This is a genomic window from Qipengyuania sp. ABI-127-1, assembly GCA_022953095.1.
Lineage (GTDB): Bacteria > Pseudomonadota > Alphaproteobacteria > Sphingomonadales > Sphingomonadaceae > Qipengyuania.
The window spans coordinates 80894-101171 of the sequence record JALJCR010000001.1 but is presented as its reverse complement, the minus strand read 5'-3'; the positions used below and the strand labels follow the sequence as shown (position 1 = coordinate 101171).

The window sequence follows — 20278 nt, the reverse complement described above, 5'->3', positions numbered from 1 at the left end:
ACTTGATCCGGGGTCCCGCTACCTTCAAGCGCTGCGCTCGAAGAAAGCGGGACCCCGGCTCGGGGGCCGGGGTGACGACGGTAAGGGAATGGGAAGTTGGTCATCCGACCGAGCCCTCCAGACTGATCGCCAGCAGCTTCTGCGCTTCGACAGCAAATTCCATCGGCAACTCCTTCAGCACGTCCTTCGCGAAGCCGTTGACGATCAGCGCCATGGCTTCCTCATCGTCCAGCCCGCGCTGCATGGCGTAGAAGAGCTGGTCGTCGCTGATCTTGCTGGTGGTCGCCTCGTGCTCGATCTGCGCGCCGGGGTTCTTCACCTCGATATAAGGCACGGTGTGCGCGCCGCACTGGTCGCCGATCAGCAGCGAATCGCATTCGGTGCGGTTGCGCACGCCGTCTGCGTTCGCGGCCACACGCACCAGCCCGCGATAGGTGTTGTTCGATTTGCCCGCCGAGATACCCTTGGAGATGATCGTCGAGCGGCTACCGCGCCCGTTGTGGATCATCTTGGTGCCGGTATCGGCCTGCTGGTAATTGTTGGTCACCGCGACCGAGTAGAACTCGCCCACGCTGTCCTCGCCATTGAGCACGCAGGACGGATATTTCCACGTCACCGCACTGCCGGTTTCGACCTGCGTCCAGCTGATCTTGGACCGCGCTCCCTGGCACAGCCCCCGCTTGGTGACGAAATTGTAGATCCCGCCGACGCCTTCCGCATTGCCCGGATACCAGTTCTGCACGGTCGAATATTTGATCTCCGCATCTTCGAGCGCAACCAGTTCGACCACCGCGGCGTGGAGCTGGTTCTCGTCGCGCATCGGTGCAGTGCAGCCTTCGAGATAGCTGACATAGCTGCCCGGTTCGGCGATGATCAGCGTGCGTTCGAACTGGCCGGTATTCTCGGCATTGATGCGGAAATAGGTGCTGAGCTCCATCGGGCAGCGCACGCCTTTGGGCACGTAGACGAAGGTGCCGTCGGAAAAGACCGCGCAGTTCAGTGTGGCGAAGAAATTATCGTGCTGCGGCACGACCTTGCCGAGCCATTTCTTCACCAGATCGGGATATTCCTTCACCGCCTCGCTTATCGAGAGGAAGATGACGCCTGCCCTCTTCAGCTCCTCGCGGAAGGTGGTGGCAACGCTGACGCTGTCGAACACCGCATCGACCGCGACCTTGCGCGCGCCCTCGACCCCGGCGAGCACTTCCTGTTCCGCCACGGGAATGCCGAGCTTGTCGTAGACCGCCTTGATCTCCGGATCGAGCTCGTCGAGCGACTTGAGCTTCTCCTTCTTCTTGGGCGCCGCGTAATAATAGGCGTCCTGGTAATCGATTTCGGGATAGCCAAGCTTGGCCCAGTCGGGCTCTTCCATATCCTGCCATAGGCGAAAGGCCTTGAGCCGCCAGTCGAGCATCCATTCGGGCTCGCCCTTCTTGGCGGAAATGAAGCGGACCGTCTCTTCGGTCAGTCCCTTTTCGGCGAATTCGGTTTCGATCTCGGCCGACCAGCCGTGTTCGTATTCGGCCGCCTTCTCGGCAGCTTCCTTCGCTTCGGCATCCATTTCGTGGGTGGCCTGAATGTCCAGTTCTTCGCTCATGCAATCTCTCTTGTTCGGGCAAGCTGGGTCAGCGGGATCGCCGCCAGCGCACCACGAAGTGCCTCGTTCACGACCGGCCAATGCGGTTTGACCGAGCAATCATGCTCGACAAGACAATCCGCGCCCTCGACACAGGCGGTCAGCGCTATTGGCCCCTCGACCGCCTCTACGATATCGGCCACGGTGATGGCCGCCGCCGGCCGGGCCAGTTGTAACCCGCCGCCGGCACCGCGTGTCGAGCGCAGCAGGCCCGCCGCCGAGAGCTTGCTGACCAGTTTCTGCACCGTCGGCACCGGCAGTCCGGTTTCGGCAGCCAGTTCCGCTGCGCTGGTCTTTCCCCCGCCGCAATGGCGCGAGGCCGCGCACATGGCGACAACGGCATAATCGGCAAGGTTGGACAATCTCATATCGGCAACGCCAAGCTTAATCGGACCAAATCGGTCCGATTGATCAAGTAGGCTCGGAAAAGCGCCATTTCAACGAGAATCGCCGTCTTGCGAGTCGTTAGCAATTAGCTGTCGGTGAGCGGGGCCCTGCCCAGTTGTTCCGCCTCGCCCGAGCCGAACAGGTCGACCGAGCTGTAGCCATCAGGCCCCAGCATGTCGTTGATGGGAGAACCGGCATCGGGCTGCAGGCGCTTGGGCGTGCGCCCGGTGAAAAAGCGGATCTCCTTGATGAGATGTGCCTGATCGTAAAATGCCTCCCGAATTTCCGCTTCGAGTTCTTCCGGCAGCTCCGGGATGGAGAGGAGAGTGGCAGCGCGCACCGCACGGTAGCGGCGCACCAACCGAACGGGCGATTGCCCGAAGAATTGCGCCACCAGCCGCTGTGACTGCCGCTTGGAATAGGGCAATCGTTCGTAAAGGTCGTCGAGGTCCGGCTTGAACGAGCCCGACAGCCATTCGAGCGTCCGGTCGATCACCGCGAGATGCTGCTCGGGCAGCTCGGAAATGCCCCGCCTGACGATATCGCACATGGCATCGAGCAAGCCTTTGTCATCGAGCTGATTGGCTCGCCATTGCTCGCCCAGCGCCCCGAATTCATCCGCGAGACCTGCCCCGAGCACCATTCCGGGATCCAGGAAACAATCGTGGTAGTCGTGAACCGACAGGCCGGAAAGAGCCGCCCACCCCCGGAAGTTCAGCGATACGCCGAATAACGTGGCCGGACCCGAAACGCTGAAATGGCGCGCCTGACACAGGGGTGCGAGAAAGAAGGCATCGCTCGTTTCGCCAACGTCGTCACCATCGAACTGCATCCGGCCGAGACCCTGCGCGAACACCACCATCTGGCCCGAATAGGCTGGCAGCACATCGTCCAGCTGATCGTCCGGGCTGCGCCAGATGTATAGCGAGTTCAGGTATGGCGCGAGCTCGGGCGGCGCGGCTACGAATTCGAAAAGTTGTGACGCGTCGTCACCCGGAAGACCCGACAAACCCCTGCCCCGTTTTTTGCCTCACCCAGTAAATTGTATAAATACGCCAAAAGCGCTACACTCGCAATTGCAATATGAAGAAATAATTCCATTCGCTCGCCAAGCGCTACAGAAAGGCGCTCTTCACAAAAAAGGGGCGGCCTGTGAAGACCGCCCCCTGAAGTCGAGAACTCGTTGCAGAACTGCTCCGAGCCCTTCGGGTCGCAAAAGTGTGTTAGGCTGAGTCTGTGACAATTGATTGTATGCAAGCGACAGGCCTCAAAATGCGAGTTTTTCTTTGCGCTCTGCTCGCATGGTGCGCGCCTCGCCCAGCCCCGGAAACCTCGACAGCGGAAGCATGAGACGGCATGGCGCTGGCATGTTGTTCGACCTCGCCCGCCCCGCTCTTTTCGCTCTCGATCCAGAGCGTGCGCACCGTCTTACCGTAAAGGCACTGTCCGTTTCCCCTCGGGTCGGGCCGCAACGTGCAGGCCCTCTGGCCGTGGAGATTGCCGGGCTCGCTTTTCCGAACCCTGTGGGTATGGCGGCCGGCTTCGACAAGGATGCCGAGGTCCCCGATCAGCTACTCGGTCTCGGTTTCGGATTTGCCGAAGTCGGATCGATCACCCCGCGCCCACAAAAGGGCAACCCCAGGCCGCGCCTTTTCCGGCTGGTCGAGGACCGCGGTGTCATCAACCGGATGGGCTTCAACAATGGCGGAGCGCAGGACGCGCTGACTCGTCTCAAGAAGCGCGCAAGCCGCCCCGGTATCGTGGGGATCAACATCGGCGCGAATAAGGACAGCGAGGATCGGACCGCCGATTACGCGGTCATGGCCCGGCTCATGGCGCCATTTGCGTCCTATCTCGCCGTCAATATTTCCAGCCCGAACACCCCGGGCCTTCGTGCTTTGCAAGACGAAGGCGCATTGGCGGGCCTGCTCGACGCGGTCATCGACGCGCGCGGCGAAGCCGGTCCGCCCGTTTTCCTGAAAGTCGCGCCGGACCTCGAGCCAGCGGATATCGACGCGATTGCGCGTATTGCCGTCGAGCGCGAGCTGGGCGCATTGATCGTGGCCAATACCACGATCGCACGCCCCCCGCTCAAAAGCAGCTACGCATGCGAAAGCGGGGGCCTGTCGGGCGCCCCCTTGCGCGACCTTGCCCAGCAACGGTTGCGGGATTTTCGCACGGCCACTGGCGGCGCGGTACCGCTGGTTGGTGTCGGCGGTATTGCCAGTGCCGAGGATGCGTGGGCGCGTATCCGCGCGGGCGCGAGCCTCGTCCAGCTCTATAGCGCCATGGTCTATGAAGGCCCCGGCCTGCCGCGCCGCATCCTGCGGGGCGTCGAGAAGCTAATGCGCCGGGATGGGTTCGCGTCGATTGCGGAAGCGGTCGGAAGCGAATAGGCAGCGGCGGATGATCAGGATATTTTCCGGCCCGCTGATGGCAATGGCCCTTGCCGGCTGCGCCACCACCACCACCACGCAATCCATTATCGACACCGCGCCGACAGCGCTCGCCTTCGCGGGAGCGGTTTCGGCGGCCGATCCCCGTGCGCAAGCCGCCGGCGAAGACATGCTCGCTCGGGGCGGAAGCGCGACCGATGCGGCGATTGCCGTGATGCTGGCCCTGACCGTCGTCGAACCGCAGAGTTCGGGCATTGGAGGCGGCGGCTTCCTGGTGCGCGGAACGGCGGACGGGTCCGTCGGGACCTACGATGGGCGAGAAACGGCGCCCTTGGCGGCAACGCCGGAAAGGTTCCTTGATGAAGAAGGGAACGTGCTGCCCTATATGGAAGCCGTCCGCAGCGGGTTGTCGGTCGGTGTCCCGGGCAATATCGCCTTGGCGGCCAAGGCCCACGCAGCGCATGGCAAGCTTGGCTGGGCGACCCTTTTCGATCCGGCGATCCGACTTGCGCGCGAGGGGTTCAAGATGAATCCGCGCCTGCATGGCATGCTCGAACGAGCGAAGAACCGGTCCGCGCATACCGAAGAGGCGCGTGCACTATTCTTCGATGCTGCAGGCAATCCTCTTCCCGTCGGAACCCGCCTGACCAATGAACGATTGGCCAGGACGTTCGAAGCGATCGCGGCGGGAGGCCCGAGAGCTTTCTATACGGGCGGTCTTGCCCGCGAGATCGCCGAAACGGTTTCCGCGGACACGCCGCGCGATGGCGCCATGTCCTATGCGGACATCACTGGTTACAAAGCCAAAACGCGCGATGGCGTATGCGGCACCTACCGCGCCTATCGGATATGCACCATGGGTCCGCCGACCTCGGGGGGTATCGCCGTGCTGCAGATTCTCGGTCAGCTCGAGCGGTTCGATCTCACAGCCCTGGGGGTGGACAATCCGGCGACCTGGCACCTCTTCGTCGAATCGCAGCGCCTCGCTTATGCCGATCGCGAGCTTTACCTCGCGGATAGCGATTTCGTTTCGGTACCGGTCGCGGGTCTGGTCGATCCGGAATATCTCGACTCACGCAGCGCACTGATCGAGGCGGACACGGCCCTCGGCACAGTCACTGCCGGCATTCCGGAAGGTGCACCGACCGCCGTAGCGGACGGGAACGAACCAGAAGAACACGGCACCTCTCATTTCGCGGTCGTCGACGCAAACAGCACAATGGTCAGCTACACCTCGACCATCGAAGGTGCATTCGGCTCGGGCCTCATGGCAGGGGGCTTCTTCCTCAACAATGAACTGACCGATTTCAGCCGTTCGCCGGTCGTCGACGGCAAGCTCGTCGCCAATCGGGTCGAGGGCGGCAAACGACCGCGCAGCTCGATGTCGCCGACGGTCGTCTGGGACCCTGAAGGCAAGCCGTTCCTCGCCGTGGGCGCGGCCGGCGGCAGCACTATCCCCGTACAGACCGCGCGCGCCATCATCGGAGCAATCGATTTTCAGCTTTCGGCCGACGAAATCCTCGGCCTGCCCTTTGTCATGGCCTTTGGCGATCGCCTGTTGCTCGAGAAGGGGACCTGGCTCGAAGATCGGGCGGATGTGTTCCGGTCCTTGGGCCATCGGCAGGTTTTTCTCCGCGAGGCGCCGGTGAAGGGCGGCGCGGTTCTGCGCACCGCCGCAGGTTGGAAAGCGGCCCGCGATCCGAGACTCGCGGACCAAATCCACACACCGTGATCCGCATGGTCGGCCGCTTGCCGTAGCGCAGCAGGCATCCTAAGCCAGTGCCCATAAAGCGACATATATAAAAAGAACTGCTGAGGAGCCTGCCGTGCTGACGGATATCGATTCAGCCAACAATCTCGTCGAACTCTTTCTCAAGCGCGCCGACGAAAAGGCCGACCAGCCTTTTCTCGGCGCCAAGATCGATGGTGCCTGGCAAACGCTGAGCTGGCGTGAAGCGGCCGACCAAATGTGTCTTCTGGCGGAAAATTTACGCGAATTGGGCCTGAAAGACGGCGACCGGGTGTGCCTGGTATCGGAAAACCGGCCCGAATGGTGCATCTCCGATCTCGCCATTATGGCGGCGGGCTGCATCACCGTTCCGGCCTATACGACCAATACAGAACGCGACCATGTCCACATTCTCGACAATTCGGGCGCGAAAGCGGTCATAGTCTCAACCGAGAAACTACTCAGGCCGCTCCACGGCGCGCTTCAGGCTTCGGGCATCGCGGAACATGTGATCGGCATCGACGATCTGCACCGGCAGCAATCGGGCAGCTTTACCTTCCATAACTGGGATAAAATGCTCGAAGGTGACGCGTCTGGCGCGCGCGGCGCCGTGGAACAGCGGATTTCCGGCATTGGCCGCGGCGACACCGCCTGTATTATCTATACGAGCGGCACGGGCGGGGCTCCCCGCGGCGTGCTCCAGCACCACGGTGCAATCCTGTGCAACATTGCGGGGGCAGCGGAAATCCTGATCGAGGATTTCGGTATTGCCGAAGATGAAAGGTTTCTTTCCTTCCTCCCTCTCAGCCATGCCTACGAACATACTGGCGGGCAGTATCTGCCCATCAGCGTTGGCGCACAGATCTATTATGCCGAGGGACTCGAAAAGCTCGCCAGCAATATCGAGGAAGCCCGCCCCACGATCATGGTCGTCGTCCCGCGCCTGTTCGAAGTGCTGCGCACCCGGATCATGAAGCAGATCCAAAAGCAGGGCGGTCTCGCCGAAAAACTGATGAACACCGCGATCGAAGTGGGGGAACGGCGTGCAGCAGATAGCTCGAAATTCGGCGACGGACTCAAGGATTTCGCAGTCACGCGCCTGCTCAAACCGAAAATTCGTCAACGCTTCGGCGGGCGGATCAAAGCCATGGTTTCCGGCGGGGCGCCGCTCAATCCCGAAGTCGGCATTTTCTTCGACGCGATGGGTCTGACCATGCTGCAGGGCTATGGCCAGACCGAGGCCGGCCCGGTGATTAGCTGCAACCGTCCGGCGGCGGGGATTGCGATGCATTCGGTTGGCCCGGCCATGCGCGGGGTCGACATCAAGATCGCCGAGGATGGCGAGATTCTCGTGCGCGGCGAGCTGGTCATGCACGGCTACTGGCAAAACGAGAGCGAGACCGCGCGGACGATCAAGGACGGCTGGCTGCACACCGGCGATATCGGCCATCTCGATGAAAGGGGCCGGATCGTCATCACCGACCGCAAGAAGGACATGATCGTCAACGACAAGGGCGACAACATCGCCCCGCAAAAGGTCGAGGGCATGCTGACGTTACAGCCAGAGATCGGTCAGGCGATGGTGGCAGGCGACAAGAAGCCCTACATCGTCGGCCTCATCGTGCCCGATGCCGAATGGACGCTCGAATGGTGCCGTGAACAGGGCAAGCAGTTCGACTGCAAGAAGGTCCAGGAACTACCCGAGTTCCGCAACGCTATCCGCGCCGCGGTCGACCGGGTGAACAAGGATCTCTCAGTGGTCGAGAAGGTCCGCCAGTTCGCCTTCGCCGACGAGCCGTTCACCATCGAGAACGAGGAAATGACCCCCTCGATGAAAATCCGCCGCCACAAGATCAAGGAACGCTACGGCGAGCGGCTCGATGGGCTGTATCGGGGCTAAGCCGCGACTTCCTCGATAAACTCGGGATAGAAGCTCGGTGCGCGGTCGCTCCAGCCCGGCGCGGTTGCGGCGGCTTCGCTGAGCGACTGCAGCAGCATCTTGCGGCGTTCGGGGCGGATGTGCGGCAAGGCGGAGGCAGCACAGAAGGCGCTTGGCAGCCACGGACGCACATCGGCTGAAATCAGGCGTTCATAGAGGAAGCGGAAGGCAGAGAAGCTGTCGATCCTCTCCTGCGCCAGATCGAAGGCGGCAACCCGGGTGAGCTTGCCGACAAAGCCTTCGACGCTGTCGAGGCCCGATTGTTCGGGGATCGACTGGCGCAGCGCCTTCAGTTCCTGATAGGCGACATATTGGCTGCGGATCGCGGCGTTTTCGCTCGCATTGCGGCCCCAGATGCGAAAGGCATCGCAGCGGCCAAGACCTATATCGAGGCTGCGGCGGATATAGCGCTGCTCGGCGGCAGTCAGTCCGGCGAATTCGCGCATTTCGGCGATAGTGATCGATGCGGTACCCGTTGCGGCCATGATCGGCACTCCCTAGCTACAAGGCCGAGTGTCACCGAATATGGTTAACAAGCGGTAAGTCGCGTTAGCGCTGAACTGGCTGCCTGCGCTTTTTGCTGTTCGGCCTACGGGCCGATAGACGCAGTATCCCCTCGCGCTGCGTGTCTTGGCGAATGTTCGGGCGTCGCCTTCTAGGGGCTAGATCAATCCTGCCAACGGACTGCTCGGATCGGCATATTTCCGCGTTGCCATGCGACCTGCGAGATAGGCATCGCGTCCCGCCTCGACCGCCAGCCTCATCGCGCGGGCCATGCGGATCGGGTCCCGGGCCTCAGCGATGGCGGTGTTCATCAGCACCCCGTCGCAGCCGAGTTCCATCGCCACTGCCGCATCGCTGGCAGTACCGACGCCCGCATCGACCAGCACCGGGACGCTTGCGCCTTCCTTGATCAGGCGGATGGTGACGCGATTCTGGATGCCCAGACCCGAACCGATCGGCGCACCCAGCGGCATGACCGCGACCGCGCCCGCATCTTCGAGCTGCTTGGCGGCGATCGGGTCGTCGACGCAATAGACCATCGGCAGAAACCCTTCCTTGGCCAGGGTTTCGGTCGCGGTGAGCGTTTCGCGCATGTCGGGGTAGAGCGTTTTGGCTTCGCCCAGAACTTCCAGCTTGACGAGGTCCCAACCGCCGGCTTCGCGCGCCAGCCGCAGCGTACGGATTGCATCGTCCGCAGAAAAGCAGCCGGCAGTGTTGGGCAGATAGGTGACCTTCTTGGGATCGATGTAATCGGTCAGCATCGGCGCTTTCGGATCGCTGACATTGACGCGGCGCACCGCCACGGTGACGATTTCCGCACCCGATGCCTCGAGCGCGGCGGCATTCTGCTCGAAATCCTTATACTTGCCGGTGCCCACGATCAGGCGGCTTGTGAATGTGCGCCCGGCGACCGACCATGTATCATCGCCCTGGCCGCCCCCCACGAAATGAACGATTTCCAGCGTGTCGCCCTCCGCGATCGCGCGATCGGCGAGGGCGCTGCGCGGAGCGATGGTGCCATTGTGCTCCACCGCGACCTTGGCGGGATCGAGTTCCAGCTCTTGCACGAGCTGAGCGATGGTGGTGGCGGCTGTGCGGCGGCTTTCGCCGTTTACGGTCAGGGCAATCATGCCGCCCGACTTAGTCCCCGCAGCGCTCCTTGCAAGCGGAGGAATGCACATGGCGCAGATTGAGGATATGTCCGAAAGAAACCAGCGCGACGCCGATGATGGTCAGGACGGCTTCCTTGATACCGTGCGGAACCGCCAGCGCGGCGCCCATGAAAGTAAGGCCGGTCATGGCAATGACGAAGGGTGCGGCCATGCGGTGGCGCAGCGCGCCCCAGCCGATCGCCACGCCCGCGATCAAGGTTGCCAGCAGGAGCCCGATCTCGTGGATTTCGGGAGCCAGGAAAAGTTCACCCCCGATCCCCAGGCCCGACACGAGCGCGATCGACAGCAGGCAATGCAATGCACAGGCCCCGGAAAGGAAAATTCCCGCCCGGTCGAGCCTCCGACGAATCGGCAAGATGGCGCGTTGCAGCATGGTGTGGCAGTTATGTTATGTTGTATCCCGTTTCAAGGAAAACCGCTTGGGGATCGTCTCTTTTCATCGATTGCGACGGCCGGGCTGGCGCTTGTCCGTTTTGCACTTGCACTGCGCTCGCGTGGAAACCACAGAAAGAGCCATGTCTGAAACCAGCAGAAACAGGCGACCGGTCGCCTTGGCAAACTGGCTATTCGTCGTCGCGACGATGGTTGTCCTGATGGTCGCCGTGGGCGGTATCACACGTTTGACCGAAAGCGGCCTGTCGATCACCCAGTGGAAACCGATTACCGGTGCAATCCCGCCGCTGACGGAAAGCGCCTGGCAGGCCGAATTCGATCTTTATAAAGCCACCGGCGAATACAAGAATGTCACCGGGCCAGCGGGCATGGACCTCGCGGCTTTCAAGTTCATCTTTTTCTGGGAGTGGTTTCACCGCCTGTTGGGCCGCTTGATCGGGCTGGCCTTTGCATTGCCACTCGCCTGGTTCTGGATACGCGGCGCGATACCGCAGGGCTACAAATGGCGGCTGGTAGCGCTGCTGGCCCTGGGCGGGCTCCAGGGCGTGTTCGGCTGGTTCATGGTGCGCAGCGGACTTGCCGGAACGATGACCGATGTGAGTCACTTCTGGCTTTCCATCCACCTGCTCACGGCGCTTTTCACGCTTGGCGGGCTGGTCTGGACCGCGCTCGACCTCAGGCAACTGGCAAGGGGCAATTCCAGGCCGGCGCGCTGGGGTTTCACGGCAAGTTGGGCTGGTGCCATCCTTTTCTTCCAGCTCCTTCTGGGTGCGTGGGTGGCGGGCCTCAACGCCGGGCTCGCCTCGGATACATGGCCCTTGATGCAGGGTCGGCTTGTTCCCGAATATGACAATTCGCGCGGCTTCCTTTACGCGATCACACACGATCCCTTCCTGATACATTTCCTGCACCGCTGGTGGGCCTGGGTCGCGGTGGTGGCGCTGGTCGTGATGGCGAGGCAGGTGAAACCGCTCGCGCGACCGGCCTCGATCGCGATCCATTCCGCCTTCGGCACGCAGATATTGCTCGGGATCGCAACGGTCTGGACCGGCGTGGCGCTATGGGTCGCGGTGGCGCACCAAGTAGTCGGCGCGCTGCTGGTCGCCAGCTTCGCCTGGGGTGCCCACGTGCTCGGTCGCAGATCGTGACCGCGCTCATTTATTGTCCCTTCCCGGATGCGGTGAGCGCAGAGGCCATAGGCCGTGCTTTGATCGAGGAACGCCTCGTGGCCTGCATCAATATCGGCTCGCCGGTTCGATCGATCTTCGCGTGGGAGGGAACGGTGGATGAAGGCGAGGAAGCCCCCTGCCTTTTGAAGACGTCGAGCAAACTGCTCGCACGGGCCATTGCGCGTCTCGAAGACTTGCACCCCTATGATACCCCCGCAATAGTGGGCTGGAATTGCGACGCAGCCGGGCGGGCAACGCAACGCTGGCTCGGTGCGATATGACGTCGACAAACGGGGGCATTGTTGAGAACGATCGACCGCAGGGAAAGTCTGGAGCTTTTCACCGGGCTGGCCTCAGCTGCCATGCTCTTCATTTCTGGCGGTCCGGCCTTCGCTGCGCAGGGCACCGCAATCACCTTCCCGCGTGGCGAATTCATCCTCCGCCGAGAACTCGAACGGGAGATGGCGCGTGGAGCCACACTGCTGGTCGCGCGCGCATGGCGTGGACGCTTCGAAACCAATGGCGAGACGGCACTGGTCACCGGCGAACAGATATCGAGCCGGGTTGTCGCCCCCGCTCATCTCGAGCCCATCGCCGCCATCGAGCGCGCACGGCGCTCTTCCGGACCATTTCCCGCGCGTCTCGACATGGACGGCAGGATTGTGGGTGAAGCAACCGAATCCGCTGCTGGCAAGGCCGAAGCAGTGAAGGTGGCCATGACCATGCTGGAACGTGCGGGCCACACACTTGACCAATTGCACGAAAGCAGGGCCTATCTCTCTCGTCTGGCCAGCTCGGCCGACGCCATGACGAGAGAGATTCCGGCGGATCTCTTCTTTCCGGTAGTGGGGGAGGCAAGCGAACGCAGGACACTGACACTGCCCGGGGGAGAGGAAGGCCAGGTTTCTGTTGTTCTCAAGGCCAGCGCCGGTCCGGGAGGCCTGCTCGACACGTTTGAACGCCGAATTGCCACTCGGGTAAGGGACGATGCGCGCCTGGCTCGCGAAAGCTGGTCTCTGCGCCTCGAATAGGTTGTGGTTTTATTTTACCTCCTCTGACACGCGCGGAATTGCTTGACTACAGCGTCAAGGACCGTCATTTGCCGCGCGCTTTGCGGTTCCGTTTGCGCGGATTCGCCGACTGACGCCGGCACCTTAGGGACCCGGCACGAACACTAGGAACGGAAACCAGCCATGAAGGCTCTTACGAAGACCACCCGGTCGATCAAACCGGCCGAGGTCGAAAAGAAGTGGCACATCATCGACGCCGAAGGTCTCGTCGTCGGTCGTGTCGCGGCGATCATCGCCAACATCCTGCGCGGCAAGCACAAGCCGAGCTACACCCCGCACGTCGATTGCGGCGACCACGTCGTCGTCATCAATGCCGACAAGGTGAAGTTCACCGGCAAGAAGCTGAACGACAAGGTGTATTACAAGCACACCGGCCATCCGGGCGGCATCAAGGAAACCACTCCGGCCAAGGTGCTGGAAGGCAAGTTTCCCGAGCGCGTCCTGGAAAAGGCCGTGGAACGCATGATTCCGCGTGGCCCGCTTGGCCGTGCACAGATGCGCGCGCTCCACGTATTCGCCGGCACCGAGCACCCCTATGACGGCCAGAAGCCCGAAAAGCTCGACGTTGCCTCGATGAACCGCAAGAACAAGGTTGCCGCGTAATGGCCCCCGAATCGCCGAACGAAACCAAGAACGAAACCGTCTCGGATCTCGCCGATCTGAAGGACATCGCCGGTGACGCGCCCCAGGGCGATGCCGCCGACATCGCGGCAGTCGCCGAAGTTCCCCTGCGCGAGCAGGAACTCGACGCGCAGGGCCGCGCCTATGCCACCGGTCGCCGCAAGGACGCCACTGCGCGCGTGTGGCTCAAGCCCGGCAGCGGCAAGGTCACCGTCAACGGCAAGGACCAGGAAGTCTATTTCGCACGTCCGACGCTACGCCTGATCATCGACCAGCCCTTCACGATCACTGATCGCCAGGGCCAGTACGATGTCGTCGCCACCGTTCGCGGTGGCGGTCTTTCGGGCCAGGCCGGTGCGGTCAAGCACGGCATTTCGCAGGCTCTCGCCAAGTACGAGCCCGCGCTGCGCAGCACGGTCAAGGCCGCTGGCTTCCTGACCCGCGACAGCCGCGTGGTCGAGCGCAAGAAGTACGGCCGCGCCAAGGCACGCCGCAGCTTCCAGTTCTCGAAGCGCTAGGGCTTTACCCGATCATCCGATCACCAAGGGGGGCGGTTCCGCGAGGAGCCGCCCTTCTTGTTTGCGCACCTGCCTAGCGTTGCAACAGCATAATGCCCCAGGCCAGCGCGGTGCCGCCTATGAAGAGCGGCCAGGACCACCAGAAATCGAACTGGTAAAGCTCCACCCGGAAAATCGCCAACTGCCCACCCCGGGACCCCTGCGACCCGATTGTCAGCGCCACTATCAGAGTGAGAATGGCGCCCAGCGGCACCGCCTTGACGAGCTCCATCGTTTAGCCCCCTTGCACCGTTGCACCGTTGCACCGTTGCGCATCCTTTCGTGAACGCAAGCGCATTTCCAGAGCGGTGACGAACGGGATTAGTCTCAGTGGTTAATGGATCGGAGGATCCACGCGGGGGACCTGGCGCACCGGAGCGACCGGCTCACCCTCCTGTCGTGGCGGCAGCGCATTCTCCGGAACATCGTCGATCTGCATGTCTCGCGTGTCGACATCCTGCAGATTGCGCACCTGGACGCTCAGTTTCTCGCCGTCCCATTCGATTTCGTTGAAACTGGGCGGAGTCGATCGCGTGCGCTGCGACAAGGTGCCCGCACCGATCATTCGAACCGGCCCTTCGGTGGTCTTCTCCATGATATCGAACGCATCATGGACGTGACCTGACAGAACGGCTTCGACATTGCGTTTCGCCAGTTCGCGCAGCGCCTTGCCGCCATGTTTTGTAAGGGCTGTTCCCTGGGTCCCGACTTCACGCAAGGGATGGTGCACTGCCACTATCGCACGCGTCCCGCTTGGAAGAGCGTCGAGGGCGTCCAGACATCGCGCAAGCGCTCTACCGCTGACCCACCCCTTCGACCAGTTGAACCGCGGCTGCATGCGGACCGCCGTTTTGAGCGGGACAATCGCGAGTCTGCCCAGATCGAGTTCTTTTTCGACCTTTTCCGCCATTCCACGAAACCGCCTATAGGGCGCGAAGAAGCGTTCGATCGGGTTGAAGTATGGCATGTCGTGATTGCCGACTTCGACCGTGACAGGCGCCTCTAGCGAGTTGATCCAGCGAGTTGCCGCGGCAAATTCGCGATGCCTCGCTCGCATCGTCAAATCGCCTGTGATTGCGACCGCATCGGGCCGTTTTTCCGCGATTTCCTGTTTCACCCAGTCAAGCGCGCGATTGTTCTCCAGCCCGAAATGGATGTCGGAGAGGTGAAAAATCCGCCGGAAGTCAGAAGCCATGGGATGTCGCTAGCAGGTCGACGGGGCAATCAGCTACAGTGAATTCCGCCCGCGAGGGGAGAGTCGCTGGCTCTCCGTCGATCAGAACCTGCAAGGGTTCGCCGGCACAGTTTTCCATTCGCACCCTGTCGAGCAGACCCAACCGCTCGTGAGGCCCTTCGCGAAACCGTCGTCGCAGAACCGCCCAGCCTTGCTGGAGGATATCGCTAGCGCTTTCGGGACGATATCCGTCGACCTGCAGCCCGCGATGGCTTGGTGTCAATTCGATCAGCGGATAGCCATCCTTATGACCAATCACTGGTTCGATCAGACGCACGCGTGATCCTCCGGTCGTCTCGGCTATGGCTTCGCCGGCACCCTGAGCCAAACCGGCAACGTCAAAGTCACGCATTGCCTCGCGCACTTCCGCCCATGCCGTCCCGGGGCCTACCAGAAGGCCTGCGAGCGCACTGCCCGCGTCGCAACGCGCCATCATGGGACGAACCGGGCGGTAGGCACCCCGCGAAACACAATCGAGTATCTCTTCGCAAGCGACATCCTGGCCGTGAAGGCGCGCGCTCATGAGATTCATCGTGCCACCGGGCAAGACCAGGATCTCGCCGTCCCATCCCGACATAGCCTCGATCACTGCGTTCAGACTGCCATCACCGGTAAAGACGACCAGACGCGTCACTCCATCATCCCGAAGGCTGGTCGGCGTTGGCAAAGCCCGAGCAGGAAATTCCACGGTCCGATCTGGAGACAAGCCGCGCATGGCCAACGCGCCCAGCAAAGAATCGTACGCGGCGTCACTATTGCTACCGCTGCGCGAATTGACGACCAACCAGGAACGTGGGGAATCCATGACGATGAAGCGCCGAAACGCACGCCCGGTTCCCGCAGTCACATACGGCCATTCAGTATCAGCCACGCGGTTATTCCGTTGAGCAAGCTGTAAAACCCATATGCCCAGGCCGCTGCGGGCCAGCCATGACCGGCCAGAAGCATGGCCGTGAGCAAGACCACGAATTCGAACGCCAGGGCAAATCGCCCGCCACCCGATCGGAAAGATGCGGGCAGCGTATCGAGCAAGGGGTGGTTCGAATCGAGAACTGCCCTGTGAAGCGCGAAATTCACGATCCCGAGCACGAAGATGATACCGAGCGCCATAGGACGAGTGTCTTACGCTCGTCGTCCGCCGATGGCCAAATACCATTGGTCGGCAAATCTACACCTCCGGTCAAATCGCTCTGCTGCCTGTCGAACGGAAGGTGTGATTACAGATGTAGCCGTGCAATACAGTTGGTGCGGCAGGCGTTTCCCCTCATCGATAGAGCCGGCCGCAGACCCGGAGATGATACCATGAAGACACCTCTCGCTACACTCGCCGCCCTGGGCCTCGCCCTGTCCGCTACCACGGCGCAGGCCGAATCGGTAAACGTCACCTACAAAGATCTCAATCTCGACACGGCCGCAGGCCAGAAGACCCTCGAACGGCGTATCGACGCCGCAGCGCGTGAAGCATGCGGCTTCCAGCGTCAGCGCACTGGAACCAGGGTCCGAAGCCCGGGCTCGCGCGAGTGTTATGAGGCGGCCAAGATCAGCGCCAGCGAGCAGATCGCAGCGCGCATCAAGGACGAGTCCCTGGGCGGCTGAAACCCCATTCCCGCCCAACCACCGACCCCGGCCGGATGCAGTCCCCCGGCCGGGGTCACTTTTTGCCCGCTGCAATCGAGCGGACAGTCGGCAGGTCGAACACACCGCGACCCGGCATGTCTCACACGCATCTCTGACACGCTTCATAACGTCAGGTATGTAGTCGTTGGAAACCGGCGTGAGCGCCTTTAGCGCCCAGCCATCGCCTTCACCTTCGGCAGATAGGTTCGGCCGATCCGCAGCGCTTCCCCGTCGTCGAGTTCGACCGACCAGACCCCCAGACCATCATGTCGCAGGCCGGTAATGCGATCTCTGCGAAGGATGGTCGAACGGTGAATGCGGATGAATTTTGTGGGGTCCAACCGCTTTTCCAGCCCGGCAATGGTCTGCAGGAGAAGATAAGTCCTCCCGGCCTCACCTTCCCCGACATGCAGGCGGACATAGTCACGCTCTGCATCGATCCGGCCAACTTCGGACGTTGCAATGCGGATCAGTTCCGAACGGTGCGGTATCCACAATTCGTCCAACCACGTGCTGTCGGTCCTCTCGCCATCGCCTCTCCGGGCGAGCGCGCGCGACACGGCCCGTTCCAATCGCTCGGGCTTGACCGGCTTGAGCACATAATCGACGGCATCGAGATCGAAAGCTTCGACCGCGTAATTGTCATGCGCGGTCACAAAGACCACCGCCGGTCGCTCCGCTTTCTTGGCCAGCGATTTGGCCACCGACATTCCGTCCACTTCCGGCATGGTCATGTCGAGCAGGATGAGGTCGGGCGTGAGCGCGTCGACCAAGCGCAGCGCCTGCGCGCCATCGCTGGCGGTGCCGACGACCTGCAGCTCGTCGATCTTCGAACAGATCACCTGCATCCGCTCGACCGCCAGAGGCTCGTCATCGACGATCAGGGTCTTGAGTTTTTCGGTTTCTTCCTCAGCCATGCTTCACCATCGGGATCCTCAGCTCGGTTTCATAGCCGGTCAACGATGGCCCGGAAACGATCGTCGCGGCATTGCCGAACCGGGCTTCGAGGCGGTCGCGAACGTTGGCGAGACCTATGCCGAAGCCGTGGGTTCCAGACGCGCCTGGCCCGTCATCGCTAACGGTGAGCACGAGCCGCCCATATTCCTCGCGCGCGGCGATGGTGATCGTCACCGGCCTGCTCGATGCCGAGACGCCGTATTTTACCGAATTTTCCACGAGTGGTTGTAGAATCATGCCAGGGACTTTGAAACCGGCCAGTTCGGACGGGAGATCGACCTTAACCTTCAACCGCTCGGGGAAGCGGACCGATTCGATTTCCAGATAGTGTTCCTGGAGATCGATCTCGTCCTCCAGAGTCACATCGCCCGTCGGATCGTCGGCAAGGCTGTGGCGGTAAAACCGGGATATCGTTTGAATCATCTGCTCGGCGCGTTCGGCTTTGCCGGTCATGACCAGAGCTGAAAGCGAGTTGAGCGTGTTGAACAGAAAATGCGGATTCACCTGATAGCGCAAGGAGCGCAGCTCTGCCGCCTTCGCCGCGCTACGGAACCGTTCTCCCCGACGTTCCGCGGCACGCGCCTGTGCGCCGGCAAGGAGAGCCAGAAATAGCGCCGCCCAGGCAAGCAGGAGGAAATACCGCCCGATCGCAAGGTCGAATGTCATCCGCCATTGATCGAGCGAAGTGGGCGCGGGCGCGATGACCACGCTCTGCGGCACCGATTGCTCCGCCTCTTCTACCTCTTCGCCCATTTGGCTGCGCGGAAGGTCGATCAGGAGATTCCCGGCATCGTCGCGCCGCAACGCGATTCCGCGTTCCTTGCCCATCTGCTGCTCGACCTTGGCTTCGATCGAATCGAAGATCCAGCGATTGGCCTGCGCGATCATCATGGCGCCCGGCATTGCCGCGATCAGCGCAACGGCGATTTTTATACCCAGCGACCGGTTCTCAACGGCACGTAGACAAAGCCACAAAAGAGCCGTCACCCCGACGCCGATGACGCAGACCAGCGCGCGGCGCCAGAGCAGCTCGTCCTGGAATTCAAGGCCGACGACCACGCCGCGAAGCGTGATCAGAAGGAAATAGCAGAGCCACAGACCGACCATCGAGGCAAAGACAACTTTGCCGGACAGGCGCTCATCTGGCGGATTCATCTGACGTTCATCGATCGACACGCTTTGCGATGTGCCCATTCGCACGCGCAATTGCCAGCGCGGCGGTCGAATGGGTTGTGCGGTTGGTCGAGAGCCCTGCTATTCGGCGGGCTCGAGGTCCCCTTCGGCGATCCGCCGACGCCATTCGGCCGGCGCAAGCGTGTGGACGTTGTTGCCTGCGGCATCGACAGCGACGGTAACCGGCATGTCCTCCACCTCGAATTCGTAGATCGCTTCCATCCCCAAATCCTCGAAAGCGACGACCTTGGCCCCCTTGATCGCGCGGCTGACGAGATAGGCAGCACCGCCCGTCGCCATCAGATAGGCGACCTTGAACCTGGAGATGACCTCGACCGCGTTATGACCGCGTTCGGCCTTGCCGATCATGGCGAGGAGGCCGAGATCGAGCATCATCTCGGTGAACTTGTCCATGCGTGTGGCAGTGGTCGGACCGGCCGGGCCGACGACCTCGCCCATCACCGGATCGACCGGGCCGACATAATAAATGGCCCGGCCCCTGAAATCGACCGGCAGCTCTTCGCCCGCATTGAGCATGTCCTTGATGCGCTTATGCGCCGCATCGCGCCCCGTCAGCATCTTGCCGGAGAGCAGCAGGCGATCGCCATGCTTCCAGCTCGACACCTCCTCGGGAGTGAGGGCATCGAGATCGACTCGCCTGGCCGCCGCATCGGGCTTCCAGGTAACCTGTGGATATTCGTCGAGCCTGGGCGGTTCGAGATAGGCAGGCCCCGAGCCATCGAGCGTGAAATGCGCGTGGCGCGTGGCGGCGCAATTGGGAATCATTGCCACCGGCTTGCCCGCCGCGTGGCAGGGTGCGTCGAGAATTTTCACGTCGAGAACGGTCGACAAACCGCCCAGCCCCTGCGCGCCGACGCCCATGGCATTGACGGCATCGAAGATGTCGATGCGGAGCTGCTCGATATCGTTCTGCGCGCCCCGCTGTTTCAACTGGCCCATGTCGATCGGGTCCATCAGGCTCAGCTTGGCGAGCTTCATGCAATGCTCCGCCGTGCCGCCAATGCCGATGCCGAGCATGCCCGGCGGGCACCAGCCCGCACCCATCGACGGGATCTGCTCGATCACCCAGTCGACGATATTGTCCGACGGGTTCATCATCTTGAACTTGGACTTGTTCTCGCTGCCGCCGCCCTTCGCGGCCACATCGATGCTCACCGTGCTGCCTGGCACCATTTCGACCGACAGCACCGACGGCGTGTTGTCGCGCGTATTGCGGCGGGTGAAGGCCGGGTCGGCTAGGATCGAGGCACGCAGCTTATTGTCCGGATGATTATAGGCGCGGCGCACGCCCTCATCGACGACCTCTTGCAAGGACCGGTCGCTATCGAGGCGGCAATTCATGCCCCATTTGACGAAGACGTTGACGATGCCGGTGTCCTGGCAGATCGGCCGATGCCCCTCGGCGCACATCCGGCTGTTGGTGAGGATCTGCGCGATCGCGTCCTTCGCCGCCGGACCTTTTTCCGCCTCATATGCCTCACCCAGCGCGCGGATGTAGTCCATCGGATGGTAGTAGGAGATATACTGGAGTGCGTCGGCCACGCTCTCGATCAAGTCGTTTTCGCTGATGACGGTCATGTCGCTCATCGCCGCAAATTCCCATGTTGCAGATTTGCGCTCCCCGATAGGCGCGTTTGCCGCCATCGGTCAAAGCGCTTGGCCACAACGGGCCTTGCGCCTAAGGCAACCGGAGCTTGCATAAG

At 62.0% G+C, this 20278-nt stretch carries 22 protein-coding genes; 9 read left to right on the top strand and 13 right to left on the bottom strand.

Annotated features, from left to right (window positions below):
- Positions 1–100: 100 nt before the first annotated feature.
- The 3 genes from sufB to MUY37_RS00540 all read right to left on the bottom strand — a co-directional run bounded on the left by sufB (position 101) and on the right by MUY37_RS00540 (position 3032).
- Positions 101–1597, bottom strand: coding sequence for a Fe-S cluster assembly protein SufB (gene sufB / locus MUY37_RS00550; RefSeq protein WP_499193540.1), 1497 nt, complete (start codon positions 1595–1597; stop codon positions 101–103).
- Positions 1594–2004, bottom strand: a complete 411-nt coding sequence (locus MUY37_RS00545; protein WP_499193539.1) for an SUF system Fe-S cluster assembly regulator — start codon at positions 2002–2004, stop codon at positions 1594–1596. Before MUY37_RS00545 ends, sufB begins: the two co-directional genes overlap by 4 nt.
- 104 nt (positions 2005–2108) lie before the next feature.
- Complete coding sequence (locus MUY37_RS00540) at positions 2109–3032, bottom strand: hypothetical protein (protein ID WP_499193538.1); 924 nt, start codon at positions 3030–3032, stop codon at positions 2109–2111.
- Positions 3033–3390: 358 nt separating this feature from the next.
- On the opposite strand from MUY37_RS00540, the gene MUY37_RS00535 reads away from it, so the two are divergent.
- From MUY37_RS00535 to MUY37_RS00525, 3 genes are all read left to right on the top strand, one after another.
- The gene (locus MUY37_RS00535) at positions 3391–4419 is read left to right on the top strand and encodes a quinone-dependent dihydroorotate dehydrogenase (RefSeq protein WP_499193537.1); all 1029 of its coding nucleotides are present in this window, start codon (positions 3391–3393) and stop codon (positions 4417–4419) included.
- 10 nt (positions 4420–4429) lie between these two features.
- Positions 4430–6151 (top strand): gamma-glutamyltransferase, encoded by a 1722-nt coding sequence (gene ggt, locus MUY37_RS00530; protein WP_499193536.1) that lies wholly within the window; start codon positions 4430–4432, stop codon positions 6149–6151.
- A 94-nt stretch (positions 6152–6245) separates the two neighbouring features.
- Complete coding sequence (locus MUY37_RS00525; RefSeq protein ID WP_499193535.1) at positions 6246–8048, top strand: AMP-dependent synthetase/ligase; 1803 nt, start codon at positions 6246–6248, stop codon at positions 8046–8048.
- Here MUY37_RS00525 and MUY37_RS00520 read toward each other — a convergent pair.
- The 3 genes from MUY37_RS00520 to MUY37_RS00510 all read right to left on the bottom strand — a co-directional run bounded on the left by MUY37_RS00520 (position 8045) and on the right by MUY37_RS00510 (position 10118).
- A complete protein-coding gene (locus MUY37_RS00520) occupies positions 8045–8572 on the bottom strand; it encodes a hypothetical protein (protein WP_499193534.1) in 528 nt (175 codons plus the stop codon). The two genes, MUY37_RS00525 and MUY37_RS00520, sit on opposite strands and share 4 nt — an antisense overlap.
- 177 nt (positions 8573–8749) lie before the next feature.
- Positions 8750–9721 carry a sulfur carrier protein ThiS gene (thiS, locus tag MUY37_RS00515; RefSeq protein WP_499193533.1) on the bottom strand — a complete coding sequence of 324 codons (972 nt, stop codon included), beginning with the start codon at positions 9719–9721 and terminating at the stop codon, positions 8750–8752.
- Positions 9722–9731: 10 nt separating this feature from the next.
- Positions 9732–10118, bottom strand: coding sequence for a MerC domain-containing protein (locus tag MUY37_RS00510; RefSeq protein ID WP_499193532.1), 387 nt, complete (start codon positions 10116–10118; stop codon positions 9732–9734).
- Between the two features lie 160 nt (positions 10119–10278).
- Here MUY37_RS00510 and MUY37_RS00505 point away from each other — a divergent pair, with 160 nt between their 5' ends.
- The 5 genes from MUY37_RS00505 (at position 10279) to rpsI (ending at position 13534) form a co-directional block, all read left to right on the top strand.
- A complete protein-coding gene (locus MUY37_RS00505; RefSeq protein WP_499193531.1) occupies positions 10279–11304 on the top strand; it encodes a COX15/CtaA family protein in 1026 nt (341 codons plus the stop codon).
- Positions 11301–11606 (top strand): divalent-cation tolerance protein CutA, encoded by a 306-nt coding sequence (gene cutA, locus MUY37_RS00500; RefSeq protein ID WP_499193530.1) that lies wholly within the window; start codon positions 11301–11303, stop codon positions 11604–11606. The genes MUY37_RS00505 and cutA overlap by 4 nt, the downstream gene beginning before the upstream one ends.
- A 21-nt stretch (positions 11607–11627) precedes the next feature.
- Positions 11628–12356, top strand: a complete 729-nt coding sequence (locus MUY37_RS00495; RefSeq protein ID WP_499193529.1) for a hypothetical protein — start codon at positions 11628–11630, stop codon at positions 12354–12356.
- A 162-nt stretch (positions 12357–12518) separates the two neighbouring features.
- Positions 12519–12998, top strand: coding sequence for a 50S ribosomal protein L13 (gene rplM / locus MUY37_RS00490; RefSeq protein WP_499193528.1), 480 nt, complete (start codon positions 12519–12521; stop codon positions 12996–12998).
- Complete coding sequence (gene rpsI / locus MUY37_RS00485; protein ID WP_499193527.1) at positions 12998–13534, top strand: 30S ribosomal protein S9; 537 nt, start codon at positions 12998–13000, stop codon at positions 13532–13534. Before rplM ends, rpsI begins: the two co-directional genes overlap by 1 nt.
- A gap of 73 nt (positions 13535–13607) precedes the next feature.
- Here rpsI and MUY37_RS00480 read toward each other — a convergent pair whose 3' ends face one another.
- The 4 genes from MUY37_RS00480 to MUY37_RS00465 all read right to left on the bottom strand — a co-directional run bounded on the left by MUY37_RS00480 (position 13608) and on the right by MUY37_RS00465 (position 15917).
- Positions 13608–13805 carry a hypothetical protein gene (locus MUY37_RS00480; protein ID WP_499193526.1) on the bottom strand — a complete coding sequence of 66 codons (198 nt, stop codon included), beginning with the start codon at positions 13803–13805 and terminating at the stop codon, positions 13608–13610.
- A gap of 102 nt (positions 13806–13907) precedes the next feature.
- Entirely contained in the window at positions 13908–14768 is an 861-nt protein-coding gene (locus MUY37_RS00475; RefSeq protein ID WP_499193525.1) for a metallophosphoesterase family protein, read from the bottom strand.
- Entirely contained in the window at positions 14758–15612 is an 855-nt protein-coding gene (locus MUY37_RS00470) for a diacylglycerol/lipid kinase family protein (RefSeq protein WP_499195095.1), read from the bottom strand. The genes MUY37_RS00475 and MUY37_RS00470 overlap by 11 nt, the downstream gene beginning before the upstream one ends.
- 38 nt (positions 15613–15650) lie before the next feature.
- Positions 15651–15917 carry a hypothetical protein gene (locus MUY37_RS00465; RefSeq protein WP_499193524.1) on the bottom strand — a complete coding sequence of 89 codons (267 nt, stop codon included), beginning with the start codon at positions 15915–15917 and terminating at the stop codon, positions 15651–15653.
- Between the two features lie 192 nt (positions 15918–16109).
- On the opposite strand from MUY37_RS00465, the gene MUY37_RS00460 reads away from it, so the two are divergent.
- Complete coding sequence (locus tag MUY37_RS00460; protein ID WP_499193523.1) at positions 16110–16403, top strand: UrcA family protein; 294 nt, start codon at positions 16110–16112, stop codon at positions 16401–16403.
- A 188-nt stretch (positions 16404–16591) separates the two neighbouring features.
- Here MUY37_RS00460 and MUY37_RS00455 read toward each other — a convergent pair whose 3' ends face one another.
- From MUY37_RS00455 to MUY37_RS00445, 3 genes are read right to left on the bottom strand one after another with little or no spacing between them, the layout of a single operon-like run.
- Positions 16592–17341 carry a LytR/AlgR family response regulator transcription factor gene (locus MUY37_RS00455; RefSeq protein ID WP_499193522.1) on the bottom strand — a complete coding sequence of 250 codons (750 nt, stop codon included), beginning with the start codon at positions 17339–17341 and terminating at the stop codon, positions 16592–16594.
- The gene (locus MUY37_RS00450; RefSeq protein ID WP_499193521.1) at positions 17334–18575 is read right to left on the bottom strand and encodes a sensor histidine kinase; all 1242 of its coding nucleotides are present in this window, start codon (positions 18573–18575) and stop codon (positions 17334–17336) included. Before MUY37_RS00450 ends, MUY37_RS00455 begins: the two co-directional genes overlap by 8 nt.
- Positions 18576–18635: 60 nt before the next feature.
- The gene (locus tag MUY37_RS00445; protein ID WP_499195094.1) at positions 18636–20153 is read right to left on the bottom strand and encodes a fumarate hydratase; all 1518 of its coding nucleotides are present in this window, start codon (positions 20151–20153) and stop codon (positions 18636–18638) included.
- Positions 20154–20278: the final 125 nt, after the last annotated feature.